Raw genomic sequence first — 11,956 nt, 5'->3', positions numbered from 1 at the left:
TGAGAGTCTATTCTCAATAAGCTCCAACTTTTTTGAGCGAGTTCAGACCCGAAAACATCCTCCCTGCAATGGTTTGGGGGCGATTGTCGCCCCCTGAAATGGTACGCTCAAGAGCCGGACATTCATCTGTGTTAAGGTGTGAGGAAGTGATTCCAGACTTCGATGAAAATGGCAAATGATTAAAAATGAAAAAGAGTATGAATATAGTCAAGAATGCGCCCAAAAATTTGCATATTCTATTAGGGCGTTAGAACAAGATGAGGAACTGAAGAAAAAAGACCCGGAAGGGTGGCAACTTTCTTGCGATGTCAAACAATCTCACCTGATGGCTTTACAAGCAGAAATTGCTGAATATGAGAGGCTTACATCTCACGATAGCCACACTCCAATAGTGCTAATACTAGATGATATTGATTATTTACCTCAAATCTTGATTAAAGCTCGCATGGCAGCTAAGCTAAGTCAAAAAGAATTGGCAGATTTAGCTGGACTGACGGAAGAAAAAATCAAACGTTATGAAGATAATGATTATGAAGATGCGAGTTTTTTGGATGTAAGATTTGTAATTGATGCACTGGAAATCCAAGTTCAAAAAGGTGAGTTTCTAGTTCCTTTAGATACTCTAAGAAGAACGCCAGTTACTAAAGAAGAATTACTTTTCTCCAGTCATCGTACAATGAGCCAACAAGAGCGGCAAATGGTTGAGCAAGTTCAATGAAAAAGTGGCGATCGCGCTCTTTGTGCAAGTATGGATCTCCCTAGTGCTATCAGAAAAAGCTGTCCATGAGTCAGGGTTCGGAGATTCCGCAGTATAGAATAGACACAGATGGAGCCTAAGCAGGACAAACTTCATGCCCGCCAAAGACTTCTACCATGATACCGTCCGTACCGCCCTCATTAAAGACGGTTGGACAATTACTGATGACCCGCTCATCCTCAAGATAGGGAGACGATCCGCTTTTGTCGATCTGGGGGCTGAAAAACTGATTGCTGCTGAGCGGGAGTCTGAAAAAATCGCTGTCGAAATCAAAAGCTTTCTTAGTCCTTCTCCTATCAACGATCTCGAAAATGCCTGGGGACAATTCTTTTTGTATGCTAGAGCGCTCCAAAAAAGAGAGCCAGATCGTCGTCTTTATCTAGCTGTTAATCGCAACACCTTTGAGACTTTATTCCAAGAGGAAGCAGGACAACTTTTGTTAGAAGAGCCTGACTTCCGCATGATAGTTTTTGACTTCATAAGTGAGGAAATCATCCAATGGAAACCGCAAATCAACCCCTAGACGAATGGCGTGAGATTCTGGAGAAAATTCTTCAATATTATGCCGATCTTCCTTACCGTTATGGTGATGTGATTACATATATGATTGTCAGCCGCGATCGCAACCACTTTATGCTGGTACATGAAGGGTGGGAAAATGACCGACGAGTTCATGGCTGTGTCGTTCATGCCGAAATTCGCAATGACAAAATCTGGATTCACTATGATGGGATTGAAGATGGCATCACAGATGAACTTGTCGCTGCTGGAGTACCTAAAGATTGTATTGTCCTAGCGTTTCATCCTCCTCAAGTCCGAGAGCATACTGGCTATGCGATCGCATAGCGTCTGGAAAGCCACCATTTTGTAATGGCGATCGCGCCTAATTCTTAAGCGTGCGATCGCAGTAGAGGCAAGCATTTCTGAAACCAAACAAAAATGAAATCTGCTTGTTGCCGAGATAGTTGATCGTGTGCGTAACATCCTCAATAAGTTGTCTTGCGACGATCGCACTCAAGCTGCTGTCAGAGCTCTTCGCGCTGGTTTAGTTGACTAGACTTGCCTCAAGAGCAACGGCTTGTTGGATAATACAACAGAGACGTTCCGGCAATCTAAGCTATCTAGGCGAGGGTCGCGATTAGAGGAGGTGCAGTGCCAGTTAATGCCGACAAACCACACTTGTGGAAACCCGATATTGCCCTGTCGGTAGACTTCTATAACAATTGGTTCATGCAGTTTGCTCCCAAAGCCTACCGCGACACTCGCATTGCTACCACTCAACAAGTTGAATCCGCCTTAGCAGAAACAGCCAATCTGACCAACATCACGTCTGCCCTGCTGCAACAGCATCCAGAGGTTTTGCCCATTTTACGCATGGCGGCAGCGCCGCCAATTGCGCGCGATCGCCTGATCGGTTTAGCAGGAGTGTCGCCTAACCTGGTCAAAAATATGGAAGAGAAACAACGAATTCCGCCCCGGGCAGACATTGGAACTCTGGATGCTGAACTAACAAAAATCAGTCAAATTATTGCACGGCTACTTGACAAAGATATTTTTCCTTGGCTAGAAAGCGGACAGCAGCCACCGGAGACTGAAGTTCAAAGAGCAGCAACAATTGTTGCCGATCGCCTTTGCGGTGCTATTTCTGACCCGATCGTTCGTAACGCTCAAGAACGAAGGCAGCTTGCTATGATTAAGCAATGGCTGGAACAGCGCGGTTATTCCTACATTAGAGGAGGAGCCGGATTAAGTTTTGAGACAATGCAACCGGGGACTTTCTCGTTTCGGTTCAATATTCCGGTACTTTTACAGTCCGGCAGCAAACAAATTAATATCCCTATTGACGTTGCGATCGCGCCAATTAATTCTAGCCCCGGTCAATTCCCATTACTGATTGAAGCGAAATCTGCCGGTGACTATACCAATCCCAATAAGCGACGCAAGGAAGAAGCTATTAAAATGACTCAATTGAGGAGTAGCTACGGCAATAACGTGCGTTTTATTTTGTTTCTTTGCGGTTACTTTGACAGTGGCTATTTGGGTTACGAAGCGGCCGAAGGAATTGACTGGGTTTGGGAACATCGGATTGAGGATTTGGGGCTGTTTGAAATATGAATGTAACTGCGAAAACTGAATTGACACGAATGTTGCGGCAATCGCAACTGGATGGAGCTAGAACTCAGGCTCAGCGAAATAAGCTAGGTCAGTTTGCTACGCCTCCAACATTGGCAGCAGATATTCTCAAATATGCTTCAATTCTGTTGCCGTCAGACATTAAAATTCGTTTTCTCGACCCAGCTTTTGGCACAGGTTCTTTTTATTCGGCATTATTGCAGCAATTTGGGCGATCGCAAATTGTTAAAGCAGTTGGCTATGAAATTGACCCCCACTACGGGAACGAAGCGATTAAGCTTTGGAGTGACACTTCGCTACATCTAAATATCGCTGACTTTACCCAAGCGACACCCCCTGACTCTGATGAGGCAAAAGCTAACTTAGTCATTTGCAATCCCCCCTATGTCCGGCACCATCATTTGAACCGAGTTGAAAAGCTGCGGCTGCAACAGCTAGCACAGCAAACAGCGGGAGTCAAACTCAGTCAGTTGGCTAGTCTTTACTGCCATTTCTTGTGCATTGCGGATGCGAGTATGGTTGTTGGCGGCTTAGCGGGGTGGCTGATTCCCAGTGGATTTATGGATGTGAATTACGGACAGCAAATTAAAGATTACTTGCTAAATCGCGTTACCCTACTGCGAATTCACTGTTTCGATGCTGCTGACGTTCAGTTTGAAGATGCACTCTGTACGTCCGCAGTTGTTTGGTTTAAGAAAGCTTTGCCACCTGCTAATCATGCTGTTGAGTTTACCTATGGAGGAAGTCTGACAGCATCTAAAATGTCGCTGATCGTGTCGGTGGAGTCGCTACGCAGTGCACCTAAGTGGACTAAGTTTGGACTGATGTCTGGTAGTGTGAATTCTCAAGAACAGCCGTTGAAACTTAAGGACTTATTCACTATTAAACGGGGGCTGGCGACGGGAGCGAACAATTTTTTTGTGTTGACACCAGAGCAAGTTTCTGCTTACAAATTGCCCTTTGAATTTCTCAAGCCAGTTTTGCCCAGTCCCCGGCTGTTATCAGTTGATGAGATTGAGGGCGATGGCTTGGGAAATCCGATTCTCGATCGTCGATTATTCTTACTATCGTGCGATTTGCCCCCTTTGGAGGTGAAAGCTAAGTATCCGTCGCTTTGGGAATATTTGCAGATGGGAGTAAAACAGGGAATTTGCGATCGCTACCTGTGTAAGCATCGTAGTCCCTGGTATTCGCAGGAAAAGCGTCCTCCTTCCCCCTTCCTGTGCACCTATATGGGCCGTCAGGATACTGGTAGAGGTAGACCTTTTCGATTTATCCTCAATCATTCAAGGGCGACGGCTACCAATGTCTATTTGATGTTATATCCTAAACCTGCTCTTGCCAAAGCGCTTTTAGAGAAGCCAGAATTGCTTAAAGAGGTGTGGCAGGCGCTCGATCTGATTTCTGATGAGGTACTGATGGGTGAGGGGCGTGTATATGGGGGTGGCTTGCATAAGCTGGAACCGAGGGAATTGGGCAATGCGATCGCGCAGAAGATTGTTGAGAATTTACCCGAATTGATCACCGACTCACGTTCGCAGTCTAACGTTTCTGCTGAGCGGCTGCAAGTAGCCTTTGCAACACAGCAAGGACTCTCGCCAGTCCGCTCCAGCAGGGCTGTTAGCGGGACTTAAACAAATTCTGGGCTAAAACTGGCCTGTATTCCTCTCCGGGAAAGGGGTTTAGCTCGATCGGGGTAAATGAGGCTCAAACCCAGTCGCAGCAAGGAAAAAGAAGAATCGACCTTAAGTTGGCTTGGCCACTGGGCTTGAGCCTGTTTTCAAGATACTTTTGTTTAAGTCCCGTTAGGCTGCTTGGAAAAGTAGCTACTTAGTTGCTGGAAAGTTAACGCTACTAATCAACACTGTATTTATTTACCTGAACCAACTTTTAATTTTCTTGCCTGCGCTATTTAAGCCTTGTTTAATAGTGGCCTTACCTTGACTGACAGCATCTACAATGTCCTTACCAAAGAATGCACCAGTCGCTGCACCGACTGGGCCTCCAACTAAGAATCCTGTTGTGGCATAAGCGAGAACCTCGACTCCTTGAAGAGCACCCTGTGCATTTTGACCTGCTTTTGTCCACGCATCAAGAAGACCTTCAGCCTGCTTTAAGCGATCTCTCGTTAACTCAAGATCTTCTTTAAGGAGTTTCACAATATTACCCAGTTCCTTGATTTCCTTACGTGCATTCTCAAGCTCTTTCTCAAGCTCTTTCCTTACACGATCAGACAAAGAAGATAATTTGTTGAATTCATCCTTAAGTTTATCTAGATCCGAGTTAATTGAGCGAATAGTTTTATTCTGGCTCTGAATTTGAGTTTCTGCTTCTCCAAGCTTTAGCGTTAAGTCTTGAACTTGATCTGTAAGTTTAGCGACAACGCTATTCAATTCTGAGATTTTTGCATCCTGCTCCTTTAAACGGTTGTAGACTGCCAGTGCTCCTCTATCTACATAGGCAATTGCTCCCCTAATGTCATTGATGTCTTGAAAATCAGTAAAGAATTGAGGTAACTGAGTTCTTAGCCTGCTGATAACTAGTTCTGCTCCACTTACCATCGCTTCTTTGTCAACTACGAAGTCAGCAAAAAAGCGAAGACTTCTGAGACCCATCACATAGGAGATATTAAAAAATTGCAACGGAGTCGAAATCCCCCCAAGCTCAATAAGAGAACCCGTTTGAGTTTCAACCAATTTATTAATTCTGTCTGTAACTTGGTTTTTGAATTTAACACGTTCGTCTGCATCTTTGAAGAAATCTTTTCCCTCCCACGAAATTGAAACTGCATAAGCAGCACAAAGACCAGCTACATAAGCAGGGTTCAAAACTTCAACGGTTTCTTTTACGCTTTCGATGGTGACGGAAGCAGTACTATCCTTTTTAGGAAGTAATGCATCAAGAAACCCTTTTGTATCAGAATCTTCTTGTGGTTCAACAAGCAAACTCTTGTAGAAATAGCTGTCACGGTAAGGTTGCTTGTTCAAGTCCTCGAATCCACCCCCTAAAAGGCTGGTTGCTTCACCTACAGCACCTTGCTCTTGGATTGTCAGATTAGATCGGTCAGAACTCGCGCTGATGAATGGGGCAGCATATTGAAAAGTATAGGTAACATCGTTCTCCTTCACCAAAACTGTAAACAATCTACGACCGAATAGATTGAAAATTGGCGAGGGATTGGTCAAGTCATCACCAAAGCGATTAATTAGCCCTTTAGCTGTGCTGAGATCTATATCTAAACCGAGCTTCACATCACCATCATCTGGAGTAGAATCCACTTTTTGAGTGTACTTTTTGATAGCATCAATAACTTTAGAAAGTTCACCACGCAGACCAGATGCATCAGCATCGCTTGTAGATGTTGGATCTGCTAGAATTGAATCAATTTTAGACTGAATACCATCAATGATAGTGCGATCAAAACCACCAATATCACTTGTATTAGACGGTAGTGAAACGGCTTCTGCTTTTTCAAGAGTCATTCGCACAAATCTCAAGGCATAAATGACAATAGCTTGAGTTTTACCTTCTGTGCTGCCAATACTAAACCAACGCTCCCACTCGCTCAAATCTACAGCTTCATTGCCAATCCAAACTTTTTCCGTTTTAGTGTTTCCAGGACTAGCTGGATCATTTACAGAGATATCAATACGTTTAAAGAGCGTTCTAAAATCAAAACACGATTCATCAAGCTCAGGTCTAGAGTCTCCGTCGCCACTTGCACGAAGAATTCTTTTGAAGTAGCTCCAAGCCTCATCAATTCCTGGAGTTATAGAAACGGCAGCTCCGCTCGTATCAACGCCTGTTTGAGGCTTAAGCAAGGTTTCTTGGTAACTTTTAGGGAATGAGATTAAGTCGTCATTTGAAGGAGGAAGTGGCTTTCTTGGTAAAGGCTTTTTAGGAACTAGAGAGCCAGCGGAAACATCCGGTAGAGACCCAAATTTACTAAGGGCATTCTTTTGGGAGATATTACTAAGATATTCAATTAGAACTTCTGTAGGAATAGTTGAAGGACGAATTCTACTTACTTCTGAATAGAATGTCTTGAAAAGCTCCGAATTGCTCTCGTAAAGGCGATCTAAAGATGACAATCCTTCAATTAGCCCAAGAGAATATCCGCCAAAATAGCCTACTCTCATTGAGAATTGTTTCTTCTTAAATGCCTCTTCCTGCTCAGGAGGTATGGCAGCGTATTCTTCGGGCTTCACATGAAACCAAGTGTCTATTGGCAACGCAGAACTGACCATGTTTCTACCTCTACTAATGTGAATTGACGCGGTTCGCAATGCTATACATAGCCCTGCCCCAAAGAGCGATTTAGTACATGGCTTGCCATGTATATTCTTCGTTTAACAGCATAAAACCGGAGATTTCTAGAAAATTTTGTCAAAATAACATTCATCAACACAGACTGCCGAACTTGTGAATGATAGTAGACTCACCCAGAGCAACCACAATTGCTTATAACCCTGACACATCACTAATTTCATGCACTTGCGGTAGCTGAAATACGTTACTGACAGATAACCTTTGAGTGCCGCTTCAATTGGGGGGTAAAGCAGCCTAACGTTTCGCTTGAGCGGCTGCAAATAACCTCGAACTTAATCAGAGATCTTCGACAGTCCGCTCCAAGGGAATTGTTAGACTGCAATCGTCTGGCTATATCAAGTGAAAACTGTACTAAGCTCCTTAGGTTCAATCACTTTAGAACTGGATATCTGATCATGCCATCCACCTGCAACGTGTCTCAGTTCAGGGATACTAGTACCGGGCATAAGTACGAGCCTGTTTCCTCCAAAGTTGGCATGTTCCCACGCAACAAAGATGACACTACCCGATACTTTGACAGAAGAAACTTCGTCATTCCAATTCGCACCAGTCCAAGTTCCACTGAAGTGAATGTCTTGGTAGTTAGTCACTGTCTCGTGCAATCTAAAACCTCTAGCAGAGCCGCCATAGTTGGCATCTTCCCAGATAATAGCTTCACTGTTGGGATCGAGAGGGTGTCCGTGAATCCATTTGTCCAGATTGCGCGCAATATCTTGAACCTCCTTGTTAACATCCTTAGCTAAACCGATTCCTTCCTTGAAGATGTCTCTGCCTGCTTTAATAGCATCCAGCGTGGCTTTCACAGTATTTGGAGATAGCTCTTTTCCATCACCAAAGAGCACAGCAGTATTTGCCATGAGTCCCATTCCTTTAGATAAAGTTTGTAAAAGTTAAGACACTGCACCCTTGTAGCGATCTAGCAACCAACGACTGATTGAACTAAACCTAACCTCTATAGACTTACTTCGTCAGCCGCACGAAGTCAGGAAAATGTCAGAGAAAAGTCAGATACATCCGTAGAAAACTCTAATGCACCGTCTCAAGCCAGGTTTTGCAGTCTAAGTATTAATTGTGCCGCAGTTGCAGTCTAACACGCCATTACAGCGCATAAAACCGCAAACACTTAATCCCTAAACTTACGCTTCTTTACAGGTTCCACCCAAATAGTGCAAAATCCCGAAGTAGCCGGCCTCGCCGCCACCTCCAGAGTCACCCCCAAACGCCGAACCTCTTTCTTACACTCTAAATTACTTAAACTATCCGCATTCCACCTCATCAAATTCCGAGCAAACTTCCCCTCAGTGCTAGTCGCCCACCGCAAAGTCTCCGCCTGCTCAAGAGTCAAATGAACCGCTTCCCCTGGCGCAAATCCTCCTTGCAACCAAAGCACACCCATCCATCCCATCAAAGCACCCACACCCAACGTCGTCAATAGGATACCCGCAGCCGGTATCAAAGCAAGAGCCGATGTTCTCCACCGAGTCAATTCCGTCTGACGCACCAGAGAATTCACAGCCTCAGCAATTTGCCCCTCTTGCTTCTCAACCGCCACCCGTTCGTAACTCGCCAGAGTCTTATTAATCCGCCCCACCCACTGATCGAATGCTAACTCAAAATCCTCCGGTTTCGGACTCTCTTGAATCAGCACTTCCAATCGTCCCGTAGCCAACAAAATCAGAAAAATCGGGTCAGTTGGCTCAATTTTCCCCTTAAAAGCCAACTCCAAAACCTTGCGCCGATACTCCTCAGATTGCCCTTCTAAAGCAATATCCAGCAACGATTTAGTATCAACAGCACCATAACTCACGGCAACATCCCCGTAGTTTCAAACGCCTCGTAAGCCGACAACATAAACGACTTAATCCGCTGCCTACCCAACACACCAAGTTCCTGACTATTTCTTGCCAAATCAAAAGTTATCCCCTGAGCATCAATTGCATTCCTTTCCCGCGAATAAAACTTAGGAAAATCAATCACCTTCACCTCATACTTTTTAATCGCATTCTGCACCTCCTCCATCTCTTCCACAGAACTCCAATCATCCTCCAATCCCAAATTGCGGACGAGAACGTGAGCAATCTTATTATCAAAATGCTTAACTGATTTCAAAAAGAGTTGCACGCTATCGTAGCCCCCCGTGCAAATAAACCACTTGCAAAAACTAATACGAGATTGCTTCCCCAACTCAATTAAATTGTTCCTTCCCATCCACTTAGTCACCAAAGGATAAACCTGAGCCGGTAAATTGACAATCACGCTCTTCTCAAACGCCAATTCAAAAATCCGATCTGCTTCGTAAAACTTCTTCTCATCCTCACTAAATAGAGCTTCACGGCATACGCTCTCATAGATCCGAGATACATCAGGATTAGAGCGATCGGTATCTACGGCAAAAAATGGGAAATTCTTATCCAAGAAATACTGAATCAAAACCCTAGCAAATAAACTCTTACCAACTCCACCTTTCTCTCCATCAATCAGATGAATTTTAGTAGCAGACTTCTCAACCTTCTCTAAGCCGCACTCTTTGAAACCCTTCGAGTTTTCTGTCGCTGTACCCATACCTACATCTCCTCCTTCATCAACCTGTTTAACCACAGAATCTGTTAGCTGAACTTGATACTTGGAATTCCTACTTCTACTTGCCATATCTCAATCCTCTATTTCACGTTTACTTTCTAACAAATCAACAATTGAATCCTAATCAAGCGAATCCTGAATCATCAAAATCATCTAATTCAAACAAGTCATTCGCAGTCAATTTGCTAGGGTCATGGTGAGAACACCTCAAACTAGCACCGTTCAGCCTAGACCTGTCTGACTCCTCAATATCAGCAGGTAATTCTCGCGAAGAGGGTATTGAAGAAATAGGCATTCCCCCTATATGAATAGGAGGATATTCAATCCCGCCTCGCTCGCGCAAATAGAGAGCTTGCTTTTCCAGAACATAGACGGCATTTTTAAATAACCTCCCTAAAATAACTGGATCGATATCCCCTTTTTCCAGATATGCTAACGGCAACCAGTAAGGGCGCAGAGCTTGGAGAATCATTTCTCTGGAAGGCAGCAATAAATTGCCTTTAATATAGGACATCAAAACTCCATCAGGAGTAGATTTAAAAGGCTGATAGCGCCACAAAAAGTCAACCCTTTCTTTTTCCTTAGCCATGAGCCATTATCTCCTTTAAAGCGGAATCTTTTGACCCACAAACAGCGTTTTCCCTTACCTGAGAATTGAACTGCTTTTTCAAACTTCCCTTGAAATACGAAAACATCCCATAGACATCATTAAGCCGATTTTCAAACCCTTTCTTTGCCAAAATAGGTGGCATAGCAACTTCGGCATTCCAAATAATCGGGAAGCGATCGTAATGTTCGTTTAACTCTTTACGGAGATAATCAGCCGTCCCACCACAGAACACCAATTCATCGCAATCTGGTGGCAAATTCTCATCCAACCAACTCGTGAGACTCCGCACATATTCAGGCCGCGCCTCTTTGATTGCTGCTATCATCTGCTGTACTTCTTCCGCCCGCCCTTGCTTAGTCGTGCTGCGAGCCAACCGCATCAAAGAAGCTGCCTTAAACTCAGATCCCGCTACCGCGATCGCCGGAGTCAATCGCTCAGCAGTTTGCCCCGAAGTCCTAGCTACCACCCTCTCCACCATGCGGATGAAGCCCAAATCGCTCGTTTTTCCCGGTCTGACATCCCCCCGTTGCACCACCAGCAGACTGGCATTACGGTAGCCAATCATCGCGATCGCGCACACCCGCTCTTTCAAAACAGAACCAACTTTCTTGTTGTGCATCAGGTAAATGCCACCCCCCTCTGGCTTGCAGTTAAACGCCAACAATTCCACGCTCATCTGACCTGTAGGAGTTTGGTAATCCGCTAAAGCTTCCCGCAGCACCCGCTCGAACCGATTTCGGTCTTCATATTCCCCCGGTGGCAACAACACGGCGATCGCCGCTGTAAATTTCGCAGGCAAATTCAGCTTTTCCTTAATCGCCCACATCCCAGCCAGAGTTTTGTGTAGCGCCCTCTCGTACTTGAGTTCCGAAAGGCCGGCATTGGCGTGAAACCTCTCTTTCGCCAAATACCCCACTGCCCTGTAATCATTCCTAAAAGCAACCCAAGCCGTATTCTCAGGCTCAGCTAACCCCAACTGGTCTCTGGTATAAGCCAAAACTGATTCCTGCGGTACAGATACGACCTCCGGTTCCATGCACAGCAATCGAATTTGACTCTTTGACCCTGCGTAGAGAATTTTAGTAGCAGACCCCCCGTAATCGTAGGCCGCGATCGCTTGAGGCCAGATAGTTTCGATAGTAGTTTCGCTCATATTGCAGGTCTTCCTAATTGAAGTTTCAAGAGTGGTAAAAAAATAGCCCTGTACCTTTGGGCGTGCAGAAATAACCCTAACTAGCAGCAAGCGTGCTACCTCAAAAGAAGGCTGTAAAACAACAGCTATTGAGGGATTAAAACGCACTTACTACTTATTAACCCTCCTAAAACCTCCCCTCCCTCAGCCACTTGTCTGAATCCCAGCACCCGCAAAAATCGGACTCACGGCTTAGGCTAAAACGAAGCTTTTGGTAAGTAGTCAGACAAAATTAATTACATAGGTTTCTCCAAATTCTCGGAGAATTTTTTCTACAGATGCCACAAATGTTGACCAATTTTTGTAAGCATCTATTTCAATCCATTCATACTTAATAAACCGCCATAAGATTTCA

General features: G+C 44.6%; 12 protein-coding genes and 2 pseudogenes. 7 read left to right on the top strand and 7 right to left on the bottom strand.

The window, feature by feature from the left end; all coding sequences use genetic code 11:
• Window positions 1-32 precede the first annotated feature (32 nt).
• From PN499_RS00350 to PN499_RS00320, 7 genes and pseudogenes are all read left to right on the top strand, one after another.
• Window positions 33-179 (top strand): hypothetical protein, encoded by a 147-nt coding sequence (locus tag PN499_RS00350; protein ID WP_272029600.1) that lies wholly within the window; start codon window positions 33-35, stop codon window positions 177-179.
• Window positions 176-718, top strand: a complete 543-nt coding sequence (locus PN499_RS00345; protein WP_272029599.1) for a helix-turn-helix domain-containing protein — start codon at window positions 176-178, stop codon at window positions 716-718. The genes PN499_RS00350 and PN499_RS00345 overlap by 4 nt, the downstream gene beginning before the upstream one ends.
• A 133-nt stretch (window positions 719-851) precedes the next feature.
• A complete protein-coding gene (locus PN499_RS00340; RefSeq protein ID WP_272029598.1) occupies window positions 852-1,280 on the top strand; it encodes an element excision factor XisH family protein in 429 nt (142 codons plus the stop codon).
• Window positions 1,256-1,603: a XisI protein gene (locus tag PN499_RS00335; protein ID WP_272029597.1), complete on the top strand. Its 348-nt coding sequence runs from the start codon at window positions 1,256-1,258 to the stop codon at window positions 1,601-1,603. The genes PN499_RS00340 and PN499_RS00335 overlap by 25 nt, the downstream gene beginning before the upstream one ends.
• A gap of 127 nt (window positions 1,604-1,730) precedes the next feature.
• Window positions 1,731-1,814, top strand: a pseudogene (locus tag PN499_RS00330) (DNA-binding response regulator); the annotation flags it as partial.
• Window positions 1,815-1,909: 95 nt separating this feature from the next.
• The gene (locus tag PN499_RS00325) at window positions 1,910-2,872 is read left to right on the top strand and encodes a XamI family restriction endonuclease (protein ID WP_272029596.1); all 963 of its coding nucleotides are present in this window, start codon (window positions 1,910-1,912) and stop codon (window positions 2,870-2,872) included.
• Window positions 2,869-4,524 carry an Eco57I restriction-modification methylase domain-containing protein gene (locus PN499_RS00320; RefSeq protein WP_272029595.1) on the top strand — a complete coding sequence of 552 codons (1,656 nt, stop codon included), beginning with the start codon at window positions 2,869-2,871 and terminating at the stop codon, window positions 4,522-4,524. The genes PN499_RS00325 and PN499_RS00320 overlap by 4 nt, the downstream gene beginning before the upstream one ends.
• A gap of 240 nt (window positions 4,525-4,764) precedes the next feature.
• Here PN499_RS00320 and PN499_RS00315 read toward each other — a convergent pair whose 3' ends face one another.
• The 7 genes and pseudogenes from PN499_RS00315 to PN499_RS00285 form a co-directional block, all read right to left on the bottom strand.
• Window positions 4,765-7,137, bottom strand: a complete 2,373-nt coding sequence (locus tag PN499_RS00315) for a coiled-coil domain-containing protein (protein ID WP_272029594.1) — start codon at window positions 7,135-7,137, stop codon at window positions 4,765-4,767.
• Between the two features lie 417 nt (window positions 7,138-7,554).
• Window positions 7,555-8,076 (bottom strand): peptidase inhibitor family I36 protein, encoded by a 522-nt coding sequence (locus PN499_RS00310; protein WP_272029593.1) that lies wholly within the window; start codon window positions 8,074-8,076, stop codon window positions 7,555-7,557.
• 266 nt (window positions 8,077-8,342) lie between these two features.
• Window positions 8,343-9,026 (bottom strand): DUF6753 family protein, encoded by a 684-nt coding sequence (locus PN499_RS00305; protein ID WP_272029592.1) that lies wholly within the window; start codon window positions 9,024-9,026, stop codon window positions 8,343-8,345.
• Window positions 9,023-9,868: a P-loop NTPase family protein gene (locus PN499_RS00300; RefSeq protein WP_272029591.1), complete on the bottom strand. Its 846-nt coding sequence runs from the start codon at window positions 9,866-9,868 to the stop codon at window positions 9,023-9,025. The genes PN499_RS00305 and PN499_RS00300 overlap by 4 nt, the downstream gene beginning before the upstream one ends.
• Window positions 9,869-9,923: 55 nt before the next feature.
• Window positions 9,924-10,388: a hypothetical protein gene (locus PN499_RS00295; protein ID WP_272029590.1), complete on the bottom strand. Its 465-nt coding sequence runs from the start codon at window positions 10,386-10,388 to the stop codon at window positions 9,924-9,926.
• Window positions 10,381-11,562, bottom strand: coding sequence for a ParM/StbA family protein (locus tag PN499_RS00290; protein ID WP_272029589.1), 1,182 nt, complete (start codon window positions 11,560-11,562; stop codon window positions 10,381-10,383). The genes PN499_RS00295 and PN499_RS00290 overlap by 8 nt, the downstream gene beginning before the upstream one ends.
• 261 nt (window positions 11,563-11,823) lie before the next feature.
• Window positions 11,824-11,956 (bottom strand): annotated as a pseudogene (locus PN499_RS00285) (IS630-like element ISMae24 family transposase); the annotation flags it as partial.

The organism is Kamptonema animale CS-326 (assembly GCF_028330895.1).
Classification (GTDB): Bacteria; Cyanobacteriota; Cyanobacteriia; order Cyanobacteriales; family Microcoleaceae; genus Kamptonema; species Kamptonema formosum.
The sequence above is the reverse complement of the archived record's forward strand: the minus strand, read 5'-3'. Positions and strand labels throughout refer to the sequence as shown.

Excerpts from the sequence above, each read along its gene's own strand:
- PN499_RS00310 (WP_272029593.1), bottom strand. The coding sequence starts at position 8,076 with ATGGCAAATACTGCTGTGCTCTTTGGTGATGGAAAAGAGCTATCTCCA.
- PN499_RS00345 (WP_272029599.1), top strand. The coding sequence starts at position 176 with ATGATTAAAAATGAAAAAGAGTATGAATATAGTCAAGAATGCGCCCAA.
- PN499_RS00300 (WP_272029591.1), bottom strand. The coding sequence starts at position 9,868 with ATGGCAAGTAGAAGTAGGAATTCCAAGTATCAAGTTCAGCTAACAGAT.
- PN499_RS00295 (WP_272029590.1), bottom strand. The coding sequence starts at position 10,388 with ATGGCTAAGGAAAAAGAAAGGGTTGACTTTTTGTGGCGCTATCAGCCT.
- PN499_RS00290 (WP_272029589.1), bottom strand. The coding sequence starts at position 11,562 with ATGAGCGAAACTACTATCGAAACTATCTGGCCTCAAGCGATCGCGGCC.
- PN499_RS00335 (WP_272029597.1), top strand. The coding sequence starts at position 1,256 with ATGGAAACCGCAAATCAACCCCTAGACGAATGGCGTGAGATTCTGGAG.
- PN499_RS00315 (WP_272029594.1), bottom strand. The coding sequence starts at position 7,137 with ATGGTCAGTTCTGCGTTGCCAATAGACACTTGGTTTCATGTGAAGCCC.
- PN499_RS00340 (WP_272029598.1), top strand. The coding sequence starts at position 852 with ATGCCCGCCAAAGACTTCTACCATGATACCGTCCGTACCGCCCTCATT.
- PN499_RS00320 (WP_272029595.1), top strand. The coding sequence starts at position 2,869 with ATGAATGTAACTGCGAAAACTGAATTGACACGAATGTTGCGGCAATCG.